The sequence below is a fragment of the Ruegeria sp. BC6 genome (assembly GCF_056539185.1).
On record NZ_JBQFUM010000001.1, the window covers coordinates 23,271 to 44,857 of the forward strand.

Sequence of the window (21,587 nt, forward strand, 5' to 3'; positions counted from 1 at the left end):
CCGCCACCAAAGAGTGGGAGCTATCATGAAACGTCTGACCACTGCCGCGCTATTCTGCGCGCTTGCCTTGCCCGTCGCAGGCGAAGAGTTCACGTTTGCCGTTACAACGGACCCGCAAACAATGGATCCTCATGCTGTCAACTCTGCCCCGGTTCTAGGTTTCTTGAATAACGTCTACGAAGGGCTTGTGCGCAGGGGCAAGGACATGACCATTGAACCGGCGCTGGCCACGAGTTGGGAGACCATCGGGGATGGAGCCGGATGGCGGTTCAAACTGCGCGAGGGCGTAACGTTTCATGATGGTTCTGAATTCAATGCGGATGACGTGATCTTCTCGTACCAGCGGGCGTCTGACGAAAATTCGGACACCCGCAGCTGGTTCGCGCCCGTCAGCGAGGTGGTGAAAGTTGACGACTATACCGTCGATGTCATGACCACTGCGCCGAACCCGATTTTCCCGGACAGCATTGCCAACTGGATGATCATGGATAGCGGCTGGGCCGAGGCAAACGACGCAGCACTCCCTGACAAAGAATCGGGCAACTATGCGACCCTGAACGCCAATGGCACCGGTGCTTTCCGAGTCACCGCGCGAGAGCCGGGCCTGCGCACTGTTCTGGAGCCGTTCGACGGCTGGTGGGACACAGCAGAACACAACCTGACCCGCGCTGAATTGGTGCCAATCCAAAACCCGGCAACCGCTCTGGCGGCTTTGTTGTCCGGAGATGTCGACTTCATCAACCCGGTCCCAATTCAGGATGTGGCTCGGTTGCAAGGCAGTCCGGATGTGAAGGTCATTCAGGGCGTCGAAGCGCGCGTGATCATGCTGGGGTTTGATCAGCAGGAAGGCTCGAGCGAAGCCGGGCAGGGTGGCTCGGACCTTTTCCAGGATGTGCGCGTCCGCGAGGCGGTGGCAAAGGCAGTCAACGTTCCAGCCATCCTGCAAACCATCATGCGCGGCAATGCTGAGGTGGCGAGCCAGTTGGTCAGTCCCGCGATGCGTGGCTATTCGGCTGCGAATGCGGACCCCTATGGCTACGATCCCGAGGGCGCCAAAGCTTTGCTGGCTGAGGCTGGCGCTGAGGGGGCTGAGATCAGCTTTAAATGCCCCAACAATCGCTACCTGAACGACGAAGCCGTTTGCCAGGCGATCACCGCCATGCTGTCTCAGGCCGGGCTGAACGTGACGCTCGATGCGATGCCGGTTCAGAACTACTGGCCTGAACTGCGGGCCGACAACTTTGATATGTATCTGTTGGGTTGGTCACCCGGTACGTTCGATGCCGAGCATCCCGTGCGTTTCCTCGCTTCGACCCCAAATGAGGAAAAGAAGTTGGGGTCGTGGAACTTTGGCGGTTATTCGAACGCTCGCGTGGATGAATTGCTGCCGCTGATCCAGTCCGAGATTGACGAACCCACACGTCAGGCAATGCTGGACGAGGTGGCAGGTATCCTGCACGATGAGGTGGCCTATGTACCGCTTTACGTTCAACCGCTGGTCTGGGGCGCGCGCAGCAATATCGAGCTGACACAACGGCCCGACAACTTCTTCCTTCTGCGCTGGGTAACGGTCAACTAAATGCTGTCATACATTATCAGGCGTGTGGCTCAGTCGGCGCTGGTTCTGTTCGTCGTGGGCCTGGTCGCCTTTTCAATGTTCCGCTTTGTCGGAGATCCGATCGACAACATGCTGGGGCAAGAGCGGACCATGGAAGATGTGGAACGTTTGCGGTCGCAGTTGGGGCTCGATCAGCCGTTTCCGGTGCAATATGTGAAGTTTCTGCAGGAAGCGGTACAGGGCAACTTCGGCGTCAGCTTCCGTCAAGGGCGTCCGGTCGCGGAAATCCTGGCCGAACGCGCTCCGGCAACGTTGGAACTGGCGCTGGTCTCAGCCGTATTTGCCATAGTCTTGGGCATCGCGCTGGGTGTGTTCACCGCAATCCGGCGAGACGGCTTTGCAGCGAATTTCATCATGTCAGCCTCTCTGATCGGGGTGTCCCTGCCGACGTTCCTGATCGGGATCCTGTTGATTTACATCTTCTCAGTTGAACTTGGCTGGCTGCCCAGTTTTGGACGCGGAGAAGTCGTGGATCTGGGCTGGTGGAACACCGGCTTGCTGACAAGCAGCGGACTCAAGGCGCTGATCCTGCCCGCGATTACACTGGGTCTATACCAGATGACCCTCATCATGCGGCTGGTGCGCTCCGAGATGTTGGAAGTACTCCGGCAAGACTATATCCGCTTTGCCCGCGCCCGTGGGCTGAGTGACCGGACCATCAATTTCCGCCATGCGCTGAAGAATACCATGGTCCCGGTCATCACGATTATCGGCCTGCAACTGGGGGCCATCATCGCCTTTGCCATCATCACCGAGACAGTGTTTCAGTGGCCGGGCCTGGGCCTTTTGTTCATCAATGCAATCCAATTCGTGGATATCCCTGTCATGGCAGCATACCTGATGATGATCTCGGTCATCTTTGTCACCATCAACCTTGCGGTCGATATCCTTTACGCCTTCATCGACCCGCGCCTGAGGGTCAGCGCATGAGCCGTGTGAAACGCATTCTGGACAGCGACCAGTTCTACGCCTTCCGCCGCTCGCCCGTCGCCATGGTGTCGGCGACGGTGGCATTGATCCTGATCCTGGCCACGATCCTCGCACCACTGATTGCGCCGACAAACCCGTTTGATCCGGCCAGCCTGAACCTGATGAACGGCTTCACCCCGCCAATGGAACCCAATGCCTTTACAGGCGAAACCTTCCTGATGGGCACAGACGATCAGGGGCGTGATGTGTTCTCGACCATCCTCTACGGAATGCGGATCTCGCTATTCGTTGGGGTGGCAGCCGTTCTGTTCGCGATGGTTCTGGGGATCATTCTGGGCCTGTTATCAGGGTATTTCGGCGGCTGGACCGAAACCATCATCATGCGCACGGCGGATGTGCAGCTGACTTTCCCATCGATCCTTCTGGCCATGCTGATCTTTGGGATCGCCAAAGGCATTACCCCGGTGGAGTATCGCGACCAGATGGCGATCTGGGTGCTGATCCTGGCCATTGGCCTGTCCGATTGGGTGCAGTTTGCTCGGGTGGTCCGGGGCGCAACGCTGGTTGAGAAGAACAAAGATTACGTCGCCGCCGCGCGCATCATCGGGCAAAGCCCGCTGACCATCATGCTGCGCCATATCCTGCCCAATGTACTGTCACCGGTGCTGGTGATCGCGACGATCTCATTGGCGCTGGCGATCATTGCAGAGGCGACGCTCAGTTTTCTTGGCGTTGGCGCGCCGCCGACACAGCCTTCGCTGGGGACGCTGATCCGCATCGGGCAGGGATTCCTGTTCTCGGGTGAGTGGTGGATCCTGTTCTTCCCGGCTTGCACCCTGCTGGCACTGGCGCTGAGTGTGAACCTGTTGGGCGACTGGTTGCGTGACGTTCTGAACCCGAGGCTGAAATGACCGATCCCGTTCTTTCGATCCGCAACCTGACAGTGGAAATCCCCACACGCCACGGCATCTTCAAGCCGGTCGAGCATGTGACCTACGACCTGCATCCTGGCGAGATCCGGGGCGTTGTCGGCGAAAGCGGTGCTGGCAAGTCCATGACCGGCAACGCCGTGATCGGCCTTCTGGATCCCCCGGCCCATGTCTCCGAAGGCGAAGTCTGGCTGAACGGTCGTCGGATTGACGAACTGGACGCCGAGGACAAACGCCGAATCCGGGGCAAAGAGATCGGGATGATCTTTCAGGACCCGCTAACCTCGCTGAACCCGTTGTTCACCGTGGGTGAGCAATTGGTCGAGACGATCCAGCTTCACCTCGGCCTTTCCGCTTCCGAGGCCAAAAAACGCGCTATTGCGCTGCTGGATCGCGTGTCCATCCCCGACCCGGCGGACCGTTTCAACCAGTATCCGCACCAGTTCTCCGGAGGGATGCGTCAGCGGGTGGTAATCGCGCTCGCACTCTGTACCGAGCCCAGTGTTCTGATCGCTGACGAACCCACAACGGCCTTGGATGTTTCTGTCCAAGCGCAGGTGCTGGATCTGATCAAGGAACTGGCGAAGGAGCGTCAGGTCGGCGTGATCCTCGTTACCCACGACATGGGCGTTATCGCCGACACCACCGACTCGGTAACCGTGATGTATTCCGGTCATGTGGTTGAAAGCGGAACGACCGATCAGATCCTCGGCGCACCGAAACATGAGTATACCAAATCTCTGATTGCCGCCGTGCCGCGCCCGCACACCAAAGTCGAGCGTTTCCCAGTGGTCAATTATGGCGAGCGGGAAAGAACCTTCAAGATCGACGATCTGGCGGCCCATTGGGAAAAGACCGATCTGTCCAAATCCGGCAAACTGCTGGAAATCGAAAGCATTACTAAAACGTTCCTCCAAAAGGGCGGGCTGCTGCCCTCGCAACGCAAGTACTTCACTGCCGTCGATCAGGTGAGTTTCGACATTCGCGACGGTGAGGTTTTTGGCCTTGTCGGCGAAAGTGGCTCTGGCAAGTCTACAGTCGCCCGGATGATTGGAACACTCTATCCTGTGGACGGTGGTCGGGTGATCTTTGATGGCGAAGACGTCACAGTGATGGAGGCAGAGGCCCTGCAAGCCTACCGCCGCCAGATCCAGATGATCTTTCAAGACCCGTTCTCCAGCCTAAATCCCCGCATGAGGGTCGGGGACCTCGTTGCCGAGCCCATCCATCATCACAAAATCCTGCCCAAGCCCGCAATTGAACCGCGCGTGCGCGAACTGCTTGACTGGGTTGGCCTGGCCAAGGAAGCGTGGCGCAAGTATCCACACGAGTTTTCCGGTGGGCAGCGTCAGCGCATTTGTATTGCTCGCGCCCTCGCAACTCAGCCCCGTTTTCTGATCTGCGATGAGCCGACCAGCGCCCTGGACGTATCCATTCAGGCGCAAATCCTGAACATTCTCAAAGACCTGCAGGAGCATCTGGGCCTGACTATGCTCTTTATCAGCCATGATCTTCCTGTCGTACGTCAGATGTGTGACCGGGTGGGCGTGATGCGGCATGGGAAGCTGCTTGAAGTTCAGGAGACGGACGCGTTGTTCGAAGCTCCAGAACATCCGTATACACGGGAACTTTTGGACTTGATGCCACGGCTGAAGCAATTGGCGTAACCTTAACGGTTTGGTCTTTCATAGGCTTTTTCAGAAGAAGTTGTTTGAGAGGTACATGCGCAAGCGATCAACGGTAGTTTGAACTCAAACACCGACTTGAATTGGCTCCATCGCAAAGCGTCTGGTACTTGTTGTCGACCCATTTTCGGACCCAGACGAAGCCGAATGAAATGCAATCTCGGTCAATGAGGTCTGCGTCGAGGTCAAAGCCGACGGCAGCAATGGGGTTTTGCGACTTCAGAATTCAGAATACCCCTTGAAAGACAGCTTTCCGCGCCTCACCAAACATCTCGACACGGCAGTACGCGAGACTTGTAGGGGACTAGGTGTCGGTCATTGGTTTCAAACCGAGCGGCTACGGCACACACCCCCTATGCCGGACCAAAGCATCGGAGAACTGACCTCAGAAACAAGTCTGCGGCTGGATTCCAACCAATACACTGTCCACTAGCGCGCATAAGCGCTGAGTTCCGGACCTTGCAGCGCGGAAAATATCCGCTCTGCAGTTCCTGAATAGAATCTGCAGGTGGCTAGAAAGGGTTTGCCTGCTTGCCGCCGAACGCAAACGGCACTCCGTCCGGATCACACAGGATGGGGATTTGAGCTTGAACGGATTCGCTTAAGTTCAAGGAGGCCGGATGCGCCCCTTTGGTTTCAGCGGCACGGAAGGCGTCAGGGACTGAAGCAACTTTTAGGCTCGGGACCCAAGATGCGTTTGAGGCGGTTGCCCAAGTCGCCGCATGCTGGATTGCAACAAGACGGCCCCGAGGCCCGAGGAGAGTGGCGCAATCCTGGTCCTTATCGGGAGACACCTGCCATCCGAAGAGTTCGATGTAGAACGCTTGCGGAAAGTCATCACCGTTGCCGATATACACTTCAGGGCCAAACTGCCGTCTCGGCACGGGGAAACTGTGCCGAGACAGCGAAATCCCCACCAACGCGCCGAGCGGATCGCGAACGAGTGCGTTGCGCCCGACGCCCGGCACCTCGAATGGCTCCCGAACGATTTTGCCTCCGAGCGTGTCGACGCGCTTGGCCGCCAGGTCCACGTCGGGGACCTCGATGTAGGCGACCCAGCCCTTCGCTTGCTCCGGAGGCGTCTCGATTAACCCCGCGCCCGCTTCGTCACCGGAGAGGGCGAGGACGAAATCCTGCTCGCCGCCACCCCATGCAAAATCCGATGCCCGCTCGACTTCATAAGTCCAGTCGGCGACGTGCTGGTAGAATGCCATTGAACGCGCCCTGTCCGGTGTGAACAGGTCATGCCATACGATTTGACCGGCTTTCGACTGTGTCATCGCCTTACTTCCTGACATCTTTGAGTTTTTTGACTCCGCGGACCATCTTCCCGAACGCCTTGTCGCGCGACCTGCGTTCCGCAAGACTCGCCGAGTTAAACGCATCTTCGGCCATGAGCTTGCGCCATCTGCGAAGCCGATCGCCATCAAGAACACCCTCATCGAAAGCCTTCAAAACAGCGCATTCCGGCTCAGAATCGTGCTGACAGTTCTTGAATCGACACTGTGCGGCCAACTCCTGAATGTCGGCGAAAAGATCATTGATGCCTTCCGCTGCGTCGGTGAGCTGCAGTTCCCGCATGCCCGGAGTGTCCAGGACCAGACAGCCATTGGGCATCGCATGAAGCTCGCGCCGCGTTGTCGTATGCCGCCCCTTTGCGTCGTCCTCTCGAATGGTTTGGGTTTCAATGGACTGGCTCTCGAGCAGCGCATTGGCCAACGTCGACTTCCCGACACCAGATGAGCCGAGAAACGCCACCGTCTTGCCGGGCTTGCACCAGGGAAGCAGTTTTGTCCGTGGCGCATCTCCGCGGGCGTCAAGGGCGACCACATCGATCATGTCCGATACCGCGCGAGCCGCGTCGACATAGTTCTGCGGGTCTGTCACGAGGTCGGTCTTTGTGACGACGATGACGGGTGTCATCCGTGCCTCAAAAGCCAGAGCTGCATAGCGTTCCAGCCGGGCCACCTTGAAGTCCAGATTGCAAGACGTGACGATAAAGGCCGTATCAATATTCGCCGCGATCAGTTGTTCCTGCCGGTCGGTTCCGGGCGCACGCCGCTTGATGAGGCTTGTGCGCTCAAGAACCCGACTGGATCGCGGACGTGTGGAGTCCAGCATCAGCCAGTCTCCGACAGTTGCGTCGGCTCCAGGCGGAAGTACCGTATCGATGCCGTCACCGACGACATGCAGCCCATTGCGATGCACTTCGACAACGCGAACGGGAGGTGTCGCCGACAAGTCTTCAACGCTGATCTGTTGGGCGAAAAACGGTTGCCATCCCAATGCCTGAAGAGGGCTGAGATTGGCGTGCGATCCGGCGTCGCTTGCGCGAAGCGGAAGGAAGTCGGAGTAATCCCTTGTCATAGGGTGTTCACTTTCATGTCTCTGGCCCAGGTCAGATTTGGGCGCTGATGGTAGGAAAGAGTGCGCACATCAAAGCACTCCGTCGGCAACAAAGCGACGGCGGTGCTTCAGATCTTGAATATGCTCCGGGAGGCGCGCTGCCTCCCTTCCTTACCGGGACATAAAATCTCCATTTCCGATGAAGTGCACATAGGAAGACCGCGGGCAGAACACAACAGTTGACCGGTGATTTAGCGCACTTCGTCACTTCTCTGTAGCAACCGTTCAACACGAAGAAGAGTGTGTGAGCTTTGCCCGCGTAGCAGCCTTTTGTGCTAGAAACAGCAGTTGACGGCACCGGGTCAAAATTTCCCCAAGGTCCTCCTTGGGCCGTTATCACACACCGCAACAAGCTGAATATTAGGTGGCTTCGTCCGCAATGCGCCTGTCGAATTGGACTATAAGCGACTGCTCCGAGCCATAATCTGACACTCGGTATCGAGTACGCTAAGCTGGATCGTGCGAGGCACACATACATTCAGAAACCGCACCTTTGGGAGGACGGATGTATGATCATGCGAATTTTTCAGGTGACGACGCGGTCAGGTAAAGAAGACGAGTTTGGCCGCTTTTTTCGCGACACTGCGATCCCGTTGATGAAAAGCACCCCTGGAATCGTGCACCTTCTTCCGGGCGCGCCGAGAGAGGATACGCCACGAGAGTTCAGTTTCGTTATAGTTTGGGAGAGCCTGGAGGCACTGAAGTCGTTTGTGGGAGAAAACTACCAAAGCCCGCACATCGATCCGATAGAAGCTGACCTCGTCGAGTCTCGATCCATCAAGCATTATGACCTGGTCGACGGTTAATCACGAACGGGAGGATCAGGATGCCGAAGGGTAGGGGAAAATCGCTGCCAGAACGCGTCCTTGATCTGAACGAACCGACGGCTGAGGACTTGGCGGCCTTGGAACTCCGGTTGCGGGAGGCGCTGGATCGGCAAAAGGCGACCGCTAAAATCCTGGAGGTCGTCAACAGCTCTATTAAAGACCCTCAGCCTGTCTTCAACTCGATTGTTGAAGCGGGTCAAGCGCTTTTCCCAAAGTCGACAATCAGCATTGGATTACAGGACGGCGACAAACTGATTTTGGGAGCAATTTCTGGTCCCGAACCGGCTGGCGCCGAGGCTTGGCGGCGTCGCTTTCCGGCGCCACTTCATCCAGAAACAATCCATGGTCAAGTCATTTTGAACGGCGAGGCGATTGATCTGCTGGACGTCGCCGCATCGAAAGACAGGTTCCGTATCGGGGCTGGAAACTTCCTCGCCTCGGGGTTTCAGGTATTCACCATGGTGCCAATTTCACAAGGAGGACAAACAGTTGGAGCTCTCGCCGTGTTGAGGCATTCAACCGGAAAACTTCAAAAAGAGCAGTTCGATATTCTCACAACATTTGCGGCACAAGCGAACATCGCCTTAGACAACTTACACTTGCTGAGCCAGATGCGTGAGGCGAATGACACTTTGACACACGTGTCCAAACAGCTTGCCAAATACATGCCACCCCAACTCTACAAGTCAATCATTGCCGGCGACCAACAAGCGGCCATCGAAAGCCGCCGCCGAAAGCTCACGATCTTCTTCTCAGACATCGTCGACTTCTCCGAAATCACAGATCATCTCGAAGCCGAGGAGCTGACTACTTTGTTGAATGAGTATCTTTCAGCAATGTCCGAAATCGCCCTGAAGCACGGCGCATATTTCGACAAGTTTATCGGTGAAGCCATGATGCTGTACTTTGGCGAACCCGAAAGCCTCGGGGTAGAAGAAGATGCCGCTGCATGTGTGCGAATGGCAATAGATATGCAATGCAAGCTTGGCAACTTGCAAACGGAATGGCAGCGCAAAGGATTGATCGATCGACCATTTCGCGCTCGCATGGGCATAAACACTGGTTACTGCACTATTGGAAACTTCGGCTCGGAAGACCGGATGGACTACACGGCTATCGGACGCGAAGTGAACCTTGCTGCGAGACTTGAGGCCGAGTGTGATCCAGGAGGTCTCTTACTCGCTGCAGAAACCTATTCTTTGGTAAAAGACTGGCTTCCGGTTGAGGAACGAGAGCCTGTTCGAGTGAAGGGATTTCAAAACCCCATTCGCACGTATGCTGCGACCGCTATTTATGAAAGTGCCGACCGCGATAGCCGCATTATTCACGAGGAAGATGAAGGATTCTCTCTTACAGTTGATCGGGCTCGCATAAGCAAGGGGGCAATCCTCCGACTAAAGTCCCTTGTTTCAGGTCTGGACGAATAGTCAAATTTTCGGTCACGGCAGCTCAGTCCAAAACCTTTGACCTCACATCTCAAAAAATGGCTGCACGACAATCGAAAGGCCAGTTTCCCGCCACGTTGCGACGCCAGGACTTGCTTCATTGAGAAATCGCGTGTGCAAAAGACCGCTTTCACGCGTGCAAGTGGGAACCAATGGCAAAGCCAACCACATTTCACAAGATGGTGAGTAGCAGGCTTGGCAGTCCAGAGCGATGAGTTGCACTAATCGCACCGTGTACTGTGCTAAAAAAGGGCGAACTCGTATCACTTACAGCATCGGGGCATTCGTCATGAGCTTTTCTCTCACCGTCGCAACACTCGTTGTCTTGGCCACTCAGTCTTTTGCGCAAGACTCCGTTCTTATCGGGGACGCCCCGCTTCCTGCCGACATTGCAATTGATGTAACGCCAGATTCTCCTTTTCTTGGAATTTGGACCGGGAGATGGGACTCTCGGAGAAGTCATATCCTCGTCGTCGAAAGCCGAGATGAGGATGGGTTGTTCAATGTTGTTTACTCGGTCGGACGTGGCCAGCATGGCCGCGGAAACTGGTTTCGAAGCAAAGCGCGTTTAGATGGGAACACTTTGATATTCACAGACAGTGACTTCGCGGCGCGCTATTCAATTTCGGGTACCGGGCGACTGCGGGGCATCTATCCAACCGAGGATCGCGTCGCAATACTCGAGCGACAAACCCTCTCAGAAGTCCTCGCGTCGGCGACCCGCCAGTGGTTTGAGGTTGGAACGCGAGACTTCCTTGCGACGGAACTCCGAGAAGACGGCGCAACGGTCGAGCTTGCTGTGGCTATCTATAGACCTCCCGGTGATGGGCCTTTCCCGTTGGCTCTCGTTCATCACGGATCAACCGGCTCTGGAACCGATCCGCAGGCCTTTGATCGGTTCTTTTCCAACGATTGGCTTGCGGACGTTCTGAACTCACACGGTTGGATCGCTGCGTTCCCACAGCGCCGCGGTCGGGGTGGGTCTGACGGATTGTATGATGAGGGCTTTGCTGAAGATCGGACCGAAGGCTATTCGACGGAGGCCCGGCTATCTTTGGCAGGGGCGGAACGTGCGCTGATGGATGCAAAAGCAGCGCTACATGCGTTGCAGGAACGACCGGATGTGGGTGATGGATCGGTTCTACTGATTGGTTTCTCGCGCGGGGGCATTGTTGCCCTTATGCAGGCCGGCGACGATCCGGGAAACACCGCTGGTGTGATCAACTTCGTTGGGGGATGGATGGCAGAGGGCTCCGGTGATCCTCAAATCAATCCGACGCTCTTTCGACGTATTGGAACATTCGATGGGCCGGTACTTTCCATCTATGGGGAAGATGACATGTTCTACAGCATCGAGCATTCCCTATCCAACCTCACCGCAATGGAAGCGATGGGTGCCAATAGTGAAACTCATATCGTGGCTGTTCCTGGCTACAACAAAGGTCATTGGGTATTGTGGTGGCCGATGCTCTGGGAGGAGGTCGTCAGCGACTACATCCGGCGTCTTCAGGGTCAACGTTGAAACAATGAATTGGACTACGACCCTGTCAGCTCCGCGTGTTACCAGATGCTTCTGTGAGTTTCCGTTTCAGCCTGGAAGCAAGCTATATTGATATAATTGGAATTGCAGCTTCTGTCTGCCGAGAAGCCATACACTGAGGCTTGCGGGAAACCCGACACGAGCCCGAAGCAGACCGTTGTCATTCTAGTGCCTGCATCTCAAAACGCACATCAAAGCATGTTTGCAAAAGGCTCATGCAATTGAGCTTTACGTGACAATTCCGTAGGAAAAGACCTCTAAGTCTTTATCAAAACCCCGCAATGAATGCCGCCCCAATTTATGTGGCTCTTCAGATACCAAGCTGACAAAGTCGCCAGTTGCCAAAAGCCGCGCATCCAGTTTTCGCGTCAAGCCTTCTAGCCTGCTGACTATCGCAACTGATGTGCCGGTTACCGTAAAATCCAAACGCTTTTCAGTGCCAACATTCCCGTACACAGCCGCGCCAGTGTGCAAACCAATCCCAAACTCAGCACGGTCTGATGGATCAAGCTCTTTATGCCTTTGGAACGCTTCTCGCGCCGCCGACAGGGCAGCTTCGCACATGTCTTCGGGTAGTCTTCGTTGGCCATCAAAAGGAAAGATCGCAAGCAACCCATCGCCAACGAATTTCAGAACCTCTCCGCCGTGGTCGTGTACCGCGCCGCCGACACAGTCGAAGAATTGGTTGACGGTCGCGACATATTTTTCCGGTGACAGGCGCTGGCTCAAAGCCGTAGACCCGTGTATGTCACTGAACAATAGAGCGCAGTCGATTTTGCTGACATCTCCCCGGGCTATTTGACCGTTCAATACAGATCGACCGGACACCTTGCCCAAGTAAACCTCCATCAACTCAGCTGCCAGGAACTGCTCTGACAGAACACGCGCTGTACCAAGCAAAGGTAGAGACAGTCGCGACAGACCATCTACCTCACGGTCTGTGAAACCAGAACGACGCTTTGTAGCAAAAGAGACTGATGCCCCCAAAGCCCACTCGACCTTGCCGTCAAATACAACGGTACGATTGCCGAATGGTGCACTGAATACGACGTAGTCGGTGACACCTGCCTCAGCGAGTTTTTGGAATAGCGGAAATCTGTCACGGGTCGCTTCGTCAGTCAGATCTGCTCGCATGAAAGGAAACTTGATCGAGCCGTTCGTAAGGTCGTCCGCCAAGTCCCAGACTTCCTTGTTGAAGTGCTGTTTCGCTATCTCATTGGCCAATTTCGAGTTCTCTCCGAAGGGTGCTTTGTCGAAGAGATCAGTTGTCACCGAGCTTCGTGGAAGAACAGTCCATTCAATTCGATGGTTGGAAGCATCCCATGTTGCGTCGAGCAATCCAATTACAGGGTGCATCATCAGGCGGCCCAAGGAAACACGCGAAACCGGCACGCCACCATCGATCAGCCTGTGACTTAGCTGCTCGACTAGCCCGCCAAGGTCGGCATCAAAAAAGGCCAGCTTCTGCAACCAATCTGCAATGCGGTCAAAAACATCCGCCATAACGTACACCTCTGCCACCATCTTGTTACAGCCGGAGGCTCATGTCATTGGGTTTGTCTTCGAACTCTCATTTCTCTTGCAATGGGTTTGCAAATTCTCACACGCGTACGCTCACGATTTTCAGACGAACGTCAGGTTCGAGCCCTCCTCAGACCTTGATCGCGTGCTCAGCATAGACAACGATTGGCTTGGTCTCTCGGCTGCATTCGACGACAAAGCAAAAGCATGTTTAAGGTTGTCAGCCCGCTTCGCACAATGGAGAATCAAATGCGTCGATCGAATCTGATGCTGCAAATAACTATGGGGGTAATGGGGGGTGCTGCATCTTCCCAACCGCTCTTTGAGGATTCCAAGGCCTTCAATCCTTCCAGCGAAACGGCAATGGCGATTACCGGGCCAGTAATCTTGTCTACCAAGCGGATAGTCTTCGAGACCGGCGCTTCTCTTGATCTCGAGGTTCATGACGCCAAGAGTTCAGGTAATTGGGGCGTGTCTGGTGACGTGCCTATTGCTCAGGTATTCCGGGTATCAGGTGACGTCGGACCGTTGCGTCAGGGAAACACGCTTTGTGGAGACCAGCCAATCACATTTATGGCGGCCTGGAACGAAGAAAGTTCTGGGTTCGACTATCTCGGCATCGCGATGTTTACGGGTGCGGCAGCGCCTACAAGCGTTGATGACCAGACTATTTGTGCGACCTATTTCTACTCGATGGATGTTTCGGGCTAATTCAGAAGTTGTCCGAGGCTAGCCACTTCGTCCGCAAAGTAGTCACTCAGTGAAGACGCAGCGAACAGAGGATGTGAGCCCCAAGTGACCGATGCTGCGCGATCGACCGACGGCGGCTGTGCGCAGAAAGTTGACTTTGCAAAGTTTCGCGCTCGTCCTTTCGAGGATGAATATCAACTGGCAAATTTCTGCCGGGGATCCGGCTGGGCTCTTTTCATTACCCATTAGATCGCCTTAAAACTATCCGACCCCTCAAACCGTCAATGTAATGTCTTGAAGAACAGCGACAGCAAAGCGAATACGAAACGGCCGTGCCTGCACGGTACTGCTCGCGCTGCGTTTGCGATGGGGCTTTTTGCTCTTGTTTCTGCCTGCGCTCAGGCCCCAAGCGGCGCGGATCTCGATCCAGAACGTCAGGCCATGGCGTTGCGCGAGGTCTCTCAAAAACAAGCTCGAGGGCAAAGGGTATGGTGCGTACCCTACGCACGTAACCTCAGCGGTATCGAAATTCGCGGAAACGCCAAGGACTGGTGGGGCAAGGCGCGCAATACTTTTGAGCGAGGCAATGAACCGGTTGTTGGTGCGGTCATGTCATTTCGAGCAACCCGAGGGATGCCGCTTGGTCACGTGGCTGTCGTATCCGATGTCGTCACTGACAGAGAAGTCATCGTGAACCACGCCAACTGGCACCGCAACAAGGTATCATTGAAGATGGGCGTCAAGGATGTATCCAAAAACAATGATTGGACATTGGTCCGAGTTGAAAGTCATCCGGGCCGGTATGGCAGCTTCTACCCGGTGAACGGGTTCATTTATCCCAATGTTGGGGAATAACTTAATTCAATTGTGAACCGCACACTGTGCGTATCCGACGGATGGGTCACAAGCGGCTCAGTAGTTCACGCGGGCCAGTGACGGAAAAAGTCCGCAAATCGGATAATTGTGGCGGTAGAGCGAGTGACCGCATCGAGCCCTCCGTGGAAGTGAAGAATTTACGCAGCGAGCGCTCGCAGCAAGATTACCCACCGCATCGCCGAAAATCACCCGCTGCATGACAGAGGAGAATGCGGACGTTCAGGCAGAACGCAGCGAGATTGCGATCCGGTATGACCGGGTCACGGACCAAAACAACCGTTCTCGAATTACTATGCAGCCAGTAAGTCGGATGCAAAATTGCAGAAGCTCGCGGCCGTTCACTCCGCCCTCTAAAATCACTTCAACCTTTAGCAATCTCTTACCAATCGAGACACCTTGAAGCTGACATGCAACGCTACCCTCGGCGAATGGCGCGAGCTTGGTGCAGCAAAAAGGCAGCTATTTGGGGCTGGCCGAGAATGCTTTGAGTTTGTTTGATGACTCTCTCTCGAAGTTTTTGAACACCGAAGCGACGACAGATTTTTTGCCGTCGCTTCGCCATTCCGCGAACTCAGTTCAGGACTTTAGGTAGGTGTCAAACCAATCAATGGTGCGGTCCCAGGCCAAGTTTGCCATTTCCTCGTCATACCGAGGCGTACTGTCGTTATGAAAGCCGTGGTTGGCATTCTCGTAGATGTAGGCCTCGTAAACCTTATTGTTGGATTGCAGCGCAGCTTCGAACTCCGGCCAACCTGCGTTGATGCGTTCATCAAGCTCTCCCATCTGAATCAGTAGCGGTGCCTGAATTCTAGCCACATCCTCGGAGGCCGGTTGGCGGCCGTAGAATGGCACGCCGGCTGCCAATTCGGGGTAGGCCACGGCAATTGCGCTGACCACACCACCGCCATAGCAGAAACCTACAGCGCCAACTTTCCCAGTACAGTCTTCCCGGTTCAACAGGTATTCGAATCCATTGAAGAAATCATTCATCAGCTCGACCCGGTCGACTGTCTTCTGCAGCTCGCGCCCATCTGCGTCGTTGCCGGGGTATCCGCCAACCGACGTTAGGCCGTCAGGAGCCAGTGCCATAAAGCCTGCTTTCGCCAAGCGTCGCGCCACATCTTCGATGTAGGGATTCAGACCGCGGTTTTCGTGTATCACGAGCACCCCGGGCAGGGGTTCTTCCACACCAGCGGGACGAACAAGGTAGCCTCGGACATCACCCGTTCCGTTCGGAGAAGGGTAGGTTATGTAGTCTGCGTGGATATCGGGATCGTTGAACGACACCTGCTGTGCCAGCGCATAGTTCGGACTGAGCATGTTCAATAACGCGGCAGCCGTTAAGCCGCCAACCGCGAATTTTCCGGCGCGGTCCAGAAATTGGCGTTTGGTGATCTTTCCGTGCGCATAATAGTCGTACAGATCCAGCAGTTCCTGATCGAAGTCTTTTGCCGTCATGCGAGTCATGGTCAATCTCCTGATGAGGTGGCGATTCAATCCGTGGGATACTATCAGTTCAAAGGGTTATGGTTTGTTCGAAGTTCTAGGCAGGTCGGCTAAGATACTGCCGTAGCGGGTTCTTTCTTCGTGTGCTGATCGCGCAGAACGTTCTTTTGGACTTTTCCCATGGTGTTTCGTGGCAACTCTTGGACGAGTTCGTAGCGACGCGGATGTTTGAAGCGCGACAGCCTTTCCCTGATGATTGATGCAATCTGATCCGTGTCGAGTTCTACGCCTGGCTCAGCAACCAGAGCGGCAATGATCTCTTCCCCGAAGTCGTTGTCAGGGACGCCAAAGACTGCCGACTCCAGTACGCCATCGATGTCGTTTAAAACGTCTTCGATTTCCTTGGGGTAAACGTTGTAACCGCCAGTAATGATGAGGTCTTTTGAACGACCTACAATCGACAGGTAGCCATCCTCGCTGTATTTGCCCAGATCCCCGGTGATAAAGAACCCATTCTCGCGAAGTTCTGCAGCGGTTTTTTCGGGCATCTGCCAATAGCCTTGGAAAACATTAGGGCCGCGTATCTCGATCATTCCAACCGCCCCTCTGGGCAGTTGCTCACCGGTTTCAGGATCAGTGACGATCACCTCGATGCCGGGCAATGCCATGCCAACAGTTCCTGCGCGACGTTCGCCAGTATAAGGGTTCGAGGTGTTCATGTTTGTCTCGGTCATACCGTAGCGCTCCAGGATGCGGTGGCCTGTGAGCGCTTCGAACGCCTGATGGGTTTCGGCCAGCAATGGGGCAGAGCCCGACACGAACAACCGCATGTTCGCCGCCGTCTCTTTGGTGAAACCGTCATCTGCCAGCAATCGAGTGTAGAAAGTTGGGACGCCCATTAGAAGGGTTGAATGCGGTAATTCCTCCAAGATCATTCCAATGTCGAATTTTTCCATCAGCCGAACCTCGGACCCGGCGACTAGTGACGTGTTCATCGCCACGAAAAGCCCGTGCGTGTGAAAGATCGGCAGCGCGTGAACCAAGCGATCGTTGTTTGTCATACCCCACAAATCCGCGAGAGCTTGTGCATTGGTCAAAAGGTTCTGGTGGCTCAACATTGCGCCCTTAGAGCGACCCGTGGTTCCCGACGTATAAAGCAAAGCCGCAAGGTCGTCCGGGGCGCGATCAACGGTTTCAAACTCGCGGGGCTGCGCGTCAGCTTGGCGGCTTAAGCTTGATATTTCACCGCCAAGGGTAAGCAGCCTTGCGCCATACCGATCCGCCAATGTTTTGATCTCAGCTTCGTCGTTGTCGTCGCAGACGATCACCGCAGGCTGGGCGTCAGATGCGAAGTAGTCCAATTCTGCCATTGTGTAAGCAGTGTTTAGCGGCAAATAGACAGCACCTGCCTGAACTGAAGCAGCATAGAGTGCAACCGTATCGGCCAACTTTGGGGCCTGCACAACGATGCGGTCGCCAGGAGAAACTCCACTTTTCTGCAAAACATGCGCGATCTGCGCAGCGCGTTTCAGAAACGCGTCATATGACACTACTTTTCCGTCATCGAGTAGCAGGAACGGAGCCTCGTTTCCCGCTTGGTGGGCAAACAAGCTGTCATAAAGTGTGTTAGTCACGCTGGATTTTCCTCTGGTCTGGGCGCAAGTACTGCGGTTGAAGCCGCGCGCACGGAACGCGAGGTTTCGATTGTGGCGTGCGTCACAAATTCTTCGTGGTGACGTTCAGTCTTTTTTAAGTCGTAGAGGTAATTGACCATTGCGCCGCCGGATTGGGATCGTCCGTTCTGTGACGGATCGGCCCCGGCATGCAGTTCGTGAAGCTCGGCTCCATTGCCCAGATGAAAGCGGGCCACTGGGTCCAGCGGCATCCCATCTTCGCGCTTGGCGTGTAACAGGTATCGGGCGGCCATCGCCCGCACGTCCTGCGGAGGGGCTGTTCCCGCAATTACGGCTTCGGCAGCATGGCCATGCTCGGAATGTCCTGTTTCGCCAGCTAACCACCGGTTCATACCGGGTATCGGAGACAAGGTCACAAATGTGTCGAGGCCCGGAAGCTCTCGCGAAAGTTCGGTCACAACCTGTTTGATCAGCAGGTTTCCAAAGCTGATTCCCGTTAGCCCCCTTTGGCAGTTTGAAATTGAGTAGAATGCGGCGATTTTGGCCTGTTCTGGTTCGATCGGTTCTCGAACTTCGGACAAAAGCACATCAATCGCGTTCGGAATCTCAGTCGTCAAAGCAACTTCGACAAAAATCAGCGGTTCATCCGGCATTGAGGGATGAAAAAATGCAAAACAGCGACGGTCGGGCGGGAAAAGCCGGCGCCGCAAGTCGTCCAGATCATGAATCTGATGGACGGCCTCATACGCGACGACCTTGTCCAGAACGCGGGCTGGTGTATCCCAACTGATTTGTTTGAGGACCAGAAACCCCCGGTTGAACCAGCTTCGCAGTAAATGCACGAAATCTACATCTGTGCGCTTGAGTTCGGGGTTGGATTTGAGAAAACGCAACAGGTCAACGCGCATTGCCACAAGCTCTTGCGTCGCGCCGGAGGGTTGATTCAGACGGCGCAGCAATTCTTGCCGTTTGGGTTCGGCCGCCTCGCTAAGCCTTTTATAAAGATCGACACTTCTACACTCGGCATAACGACGCGCCGTCTCAGACAGTTGATCCGCGTCTAACTCAAGCTGGTCATTCAAATAGACGAAGAAGTCCAGTTTTTCCGGGTCGTCCAAGGTCTGGTATCGATCCAGTATCGTTGATGCGAGTGCGAAACCTGATACTTCACCTTCCGCAGACAAGAGTGCTTCACATAGCTCCGAGATGGATCGCTTGTCATCCTTGCCCCGCTTTTTGCCGGGGCGGTCGAACAGCTGATCAAGCAAATCGCCCAGAAACCAGTTCCGCTGCATTTCACGACTCCATCTGACTGCTCAGATACTCACCAGTTCGACGGTAATGATCGATCAAATGCCGCGTTGCGCTTTCTGCATCGCGATCCAGTGCTGCGTCCAGTATTTCCTGATGTTCTGCGTTGATATCACGTTTTTTGTAACTCGACCCGCCAGCCGCCAGATATCGATAGCGGATGTTCAGGTCGTAGAGCTGCGAGCAATACCGCAAGAGTAAAGGAAGCCTCGCATTGTCCAGCAAGGCCATGTGAAACGCCTTGTGTGCGTCTTCAAAGTCGAGTGCCCCTTTTTGGCTCGCCTTTTTCATATGGTGGTGCCGCAAAACAAGCCTGTCTTCCCAGGCTGAGTTTGCATTGGCGATGGACTTGCGCAACGCGGTTTCTTCAAGATTGCATCGCAACATAAGGATTTCCTCGAAGTTGCATTTGCTTACTGGTGCAGCCCTGAAACCGCGCTGGTCAATTCGTTCCACCAACATATCCGATGTCAAAAGGCTTAGAGCTTCGCGAACCGGGCTTGCGCCGGTCTCCAGGAGCCCGCGGAGCTGTTCAATCTTGAGCTTTTGGCCTGGCGGCAGCTCGCCAGTCAGGATCATTTCGCGCAGCTTTCGATACGCACCATGAGTGGCGGATGTCTCTTTGCCCTCGGTATCAAGCATGGCATCCATGTCTGGCATTCCCTTCTTCGTGGTGCAGTCTACTCGGAGCTCTTAACTGAGCGTGCTCGTTCCAGTCGATAGCCTGATTGTGATGTTCAGCGAGCCCTCGTTTACCAACCATCGCCGAAGTACAAAGCTGCGTGCCCCGCTTTTGTGCATCGGGTCATCTTCTGCCAGCTTTCGGGCGGCTTCGAGACTGTCGGCCCTATAGATGATGAGGCCAATCCCCTGCATATGCTCGCCGGTTTCATCCGACATGGGGCCTGCAAAAGCCAGTTGCCCCGAATGTTCAAGCTGCGCCTGATACGCCAGGTGATCTGGCAATGAAGCTTTTACATCTTCGGGCGCTTTGGCTGGCGTGCTCAGCGCGACGTAAAGCTCCAACGCAAGCGCACCGCGGCTTTTTGCTTCTGATTTGTAGTCTGCCCAAGCAACCATTCGCGGCCTCCAAGAAAATCGATATTATTTGACATATTGCAAAATAGTCGGCAAAAATCAAGCAAGCTAACATGGAAGGTGACAATGAAATACCTGGTGGGAGAGACTTCGGAAGGCACAGCGGTTTTTGCCGTGAACGGTGAAAACGCAGTGAATCTAACGGCTTTGGACCCTGCCGTCGGTTCCGACTTGATGGGTTTGATCAGCAAGCCTGGCCTGGCCGACTCGCTGGTTGAAAAAATCACCTCGGCAGATAGTGTGCCGTTATCCTCAGTCACACCGGCGTTGCCCGTGGCGTCACCCGGCACGATCATTTGTATGGGTTTGAACTATACGGATCACATCAAAGAGGGCGGCTACGACATCCCCGAATATCCAACGCTGTTCATGCGCGGTAAGAATTCGATCATGGCGGCGGGCCAGCCTATGGTGCGGCCTGCGTGTTCGGAAAAACTCGACTACGAAGCCGAGCTTATGCTGATCGTTGGAAAACGCGGCCGCCATATCTCGGAGCAGGACGCGCTGGATTATGTCTTTGGCTACACTGTATTCAACGATGGTTCGCTGCGGGACTATCAGCGCAAAACCGTTCAGTGGACGCCCGGCAAAAACTTTGATGACACGGGCGCGATCGGTCCTTTCACCGTGACGCCGGATGAGTTGCCGGAAGGGGCATCAGGTCTGAAGATCGAAAGCCGTGTGGGCGATGAAATCCTGCAAAGCTCGAACACGGCCAATATGATCTGGGGTGTCCGGCAGGTAATTGCGACGATCTCGGAATATACCACTTTGGAGCCGGGGGATCTGATTGCTCTGGGCACGCCACCTGGTGTGGGACACGCCAAAAAGCCCAATCCCCGTTGGTTAAAACCCGGCGAAACCGTCGAGGTCGAGATTGAAGGCATTGGAGTTTGCGCCAGCCCAGTGATTGACGAAAAAGACGCCAAGTCAAAGGTCGCCGCAGCATGACCGCACCAACCGGGGCAGAGCTGGAAGCACTGCGCGCCAAGGCGCAGCAAGATCATCGTGATCTGCGCCGGCGCATTCCGCGATTGTCGGACGATGCAATTGCCTTGATCCTTCGCGAGTCCAGGTCTCACTATGCCTGGACCGACCAGCCGGTTTCTGACGATCTGCTCGAAGAGATTTACGACATCACGATCAACGGCGCGACCAGCATGAATACGCTGCCCGCCCGCTTCGTTTTCGTGAAAAGTGCCGAAGGAAAAGAGCGGCTTGCCAAGTCGTTGAAGCCGAAGAACGTGCAAAAAATGATGGATGCGCCGGTTACGGCTATCATTGCCTATGACATGGACTTCTGGAAGGAATTGCCTTTTCTTTTCCCGCACGAAGACCGACGGCCATTGTTTGAGAACAATCCCGAATATGTGGCCGATACAGCTTTTCGCAACGGAACGCTTCAGGGCGCTTACTTCATGATCGCCGCCCGAGCTGTCGGGTTGGATGTCGGCGCGATGTCCGGCTTTTCGAACAAGATCGTCGACGAGGAGTTCTTTGCAGGAACAACGCTCAAGTCGAACTTTTTGTGCAATCTGGGCTACGCAGATGAAACGGGACTGTTTCACAAGCTGCCTCGCTTCCCATTCGAAAAGGTTTGCTCTTATGCATGAGGAGGTGACCCAGTGGCC

The 21,587-nt window shown here is 55.1% G+C and carries 19 protein-coding genes; 11 read left to right on the plus strand and 8 right to left on the minus strand.

Translation table 11 applies throughout. The features are described from left to right. The first annotated feature begins 25 nt into the window (after window positions 1-25). From ACR0MM_RS00110 to ACR0MM_RS00125, 4 genes are read left to right on the plus strand one after another with little or no spacing between them, the layout of a single operon-like run. Window positions 26-1,579, plus strand: coding sequence for an ABC transporter substrate-binding protein (locus tag ACR0MM_RS00110; RefSeq protein WP_480693728.1), 1,554 nt, complete (start codon window positions 26-28; stop codon window positions 1,577-1,579). After that, on the plus strand, window positions 1,580-2,548 hold the full coding sequence (locus tag ACR0MM_RS00115) for an ABC transporter permease (protein WP_170357427.1): 969 nt from the start codon (window positions 1,580-1,582) through the stop codon (window positions 2,546-2,548). After that, entirely contained in the window at window positions 2,545-3,459 is a 915-nt protein-coding gene (locus tag ACR0MM_RS00120) for an ABC transporter permease (RefSeq protein WP_170339892.1), read from the plus strand. The genes ACR0MM_RS00115 and ACR0MM_RS00120 overlap by 4 nt, the downstream gene beginning before the upstream one ends. Then, the gene (locus tag ACR0MM_RS00125) at window positions 3,456-5,144 is read left to right on the plus strand and encodes an ABC transporter ATP-binding protein (protein WP_480693730.1); all 1,689 of its coding nucleotides are present in this window, start codon (window positions 3,456-3,458) and stop codon (window positions 5,142-5,144) included. Before ACR0MM_RS00120 ends, ACR0MM_RS00125 begins: the two co-directional genes overlap by 4 nt. A gap of 530 nt (window positions 5,145-5,674) precedes the next feature. On the opposite strand, the gene ACR0MM_RS00130 is transcribed toward ACR0MM_RS00125, so the two are convergent. Together ACR0MM_RS00130 and rsgA are read right to left on the minus strand one after the other, a co-directional pair. After that, on the minus strand, window positions 5,675-6,442 hold the full coding sequence (locus ACR0MM_RS00130) for a VOC family protein (RefSeq protein ID WP_480693732.1): 768 nt from the start codon (window positions 6,440-6,442) through the stop codon (window positions 5,675-5,677). Window positions 6,443-6,446: 4 nt separating this feature from the next. After that, a complete protein-coding gene (gene rsgA / locus ACR0MM_RS00135) occupies window positions 6,447-7,529 on the minus strand; it encodes a ribosome small subunit-dependent GTPase A (protein ID WP_480693734.1) in 1,083 nt (360 codons plus the stop codon). A gap of 548 nt (window positions 7,530-8,077) precedes the next feature. Between rsgA and ACR0MM_RS00140 the strand changes: the two genes are divergently transcribed. The 3 genes from ACR0MM_RS00140 to ACR0MM_RS00150 all read left to right on the plus strand — a co-directional run bounded on the left by ACR0MM_RS00140 (window position 8,078) and on the right by ACR0MM_RS00150 (window position 11,362). Further along, window positions 8,078-8,374, plus strand: coding sequence for a putative quinol monooxygenase (locus tag ACR0MM_RS00140; RefSeq protein WP_480693736.1), 297 nt, complete (start codon window positions 8,078-8,080; stop codon window positions 8,372-8,374). Window positions 8,375-8,394: 20 nt separating this feature from the next. Beyond that, window positions 8,395-9,822, plus strand: a complete 1,428-nt coding sequence (locus ACR0MM_RS00145; protein ID WP_480693738.1) for an adenylate/guanylate cyclase domain-containing protein — start codon at window positions 8,395-8,397, stop codon at window positions 9,820-9,822. Between the two features lie 307 nt (window positions 9,823-10,129). After that, window positions 10,130-11,362, plus strand: coding sequence for an alpha/beta hydrolase family protein (locus tag ACR0MM_RS00150; protein ID WP_480693740.1), 1,233 nt, complete (start codon window positions 10,130-10,132; stop codon window positions 11,360-11,362). Between the two features lie 246 nt (window positions 11,363-11,608). Here the strand turns inward: ACR0MM_RS00150 and ACR0MM_RS00155 are convergent, their stop codons facing one another. After that, the gene (locus ACR0MM_RS00155; RefSeq protein ID WP_480693742.1) at window positions 11,609-12,883 is read right to left on the minus strand and encodes an adenylate/guanylate cyclase domain-containing protein; all 1,275 of its coding nucleotides are present in this window, start codon (window positions 12,881-12,883) and stop codon (window positions 11,609-11,611) included. A gap of 267 nt (window positions 12,884-13,150) precedes the next feature. Between ACR0MM_RS00155 and ACR0MM_RS00160 the strand changes: the two genes are divergently transcribed. Both ACR0MM_RS00160 and ACR0MM_RS00165 read left to right on the plus strand, forming a co-directional pair. Continuing rightward, window positions 13,151-13,612, plus strand: coding sequence for a hypothetical protein (locus ACR0MM_RS00160; protein WP_170437006.1), 462 nt, complete (start codon window positions 13,151-13,153; stop codon window positions 13,610-13,612). Window positions 13,613-13,957: 345 nt separating this feature from the next. Further along, window positions 13,958-14,446 (plus strand): CHAP domain-containing protein, encoded by a 489-nt coding sequence (locus tag ACR0MM_RS00165; RefSeq protein WP_170340103.1) that lies wholly within the window; start codon window positions 13,958-13,960, stop codon window positions 14,444-14,446. A gap of 597 nt (window positions 14,447-15,043) precedes the next feature. Here ACR0MM_RS00165 and yghX read toward each other — a convergent pair. The 5 genes from yghX to ACR0MM_RS00190 form a co-directional block, all read right to left on the minus strand. Continuing rightward, window positions 15,044-15,934, minus strand: coding sequence for a YghX family hydrolase (yghX, locus tag ACR0MM_RS00170; RefSeq protein ID WP_170339342.1), 891 nt, complete (start codon window positions 15,932-15,934; stop codon window positions 15,044-15,046). 89 nt (window positions 15,935-16,023) lie between these two features. Then, the gene (locus ACR0MM_RS00175; RefSeq protein ID WP_480693744.1) at window positions 16,024-17,547 is read right to left on the minus strand and encodes a malonate--CoA ligase; all 1,524 of its coding nucleotides are present in this window, start codon (window positions 17,545-17,547) and stop codon (window positions 16,024-16,026) included. Next, on the minus strand, window positions 17,544-18,842 hold the full coding sequence (locus ACR0MM_RS00180) for a malonyl-CoA decarboxylase (protein ID WP_480693746.1): 1,299 nt from the start codon (window positions 18,840-18,842) through the stop codon (window positions 17,544-17,546). Before ACR0MM_RS00180 ends, ACR0MM_RS00175 begins: the two co-directional genes overlap by 4 nt. A 1-nt stretch (window position 18,843) precedes the next feature. Continuing rightward, complete coding sequence (locus ACR0MM_RS00185) at window positions 18,844-19,509, minus strand: GntR family transcriptional regulator (RefSeq protein ID WP_480693748.1); 666 nt, start codon at window positions 19,507-19,509, stop codon at window positions 18,844-18,846. 42 nt (window positions 19,510-19,551) lie between these two features. Then, window positions 19,552-19,938, minus strand: a complete 387-nt coding sequence (locus ACR0MM_RS00190; protein WP_480693750.1) for a YciI family protein — start codon at window positions 19,936-19,938, stop codon at window positions 19,552-19,554. An 84-nt stretch (window positions 19,939-20,022) separates the two neighbouring features. Between ACR0MM_RS00190 and ACR0MM_RS00195 the strand changes: the two genes are divergently transcribed. Next, on the plus strand, window positions 20,023-20,907 hold the full coding sequence (locus tag ACR0MM_RS00195; RefSeq protein WP_480693751.1) for a fumarylacetoacetate hydrolase family protein: 885 nt from the start codon (window positions 20,023-20,025) through the stop codon (window positions 20,905-20,907). Continuing rightward, the gene (locus ACR0MM_RS00200; RefSeq protein ID WP_170419451.1) at window positions 20,904-21,569 is read left to right on the plus strand and encodes a malonic semialdehyde reductase; all 666 of its coding nucleotides are present in this window, start codon (window positions 20,904-20,906) and stop codon (window positions 21,567-21,569) included. Before ACR0MM_RS00195 ends, ACR0MM_RS00200 begins: the two co-directional genes overlap by 4 nt. The last annotated feature ends 18 nt before the right edge of the window (window positions 21,570-21,587 follow it).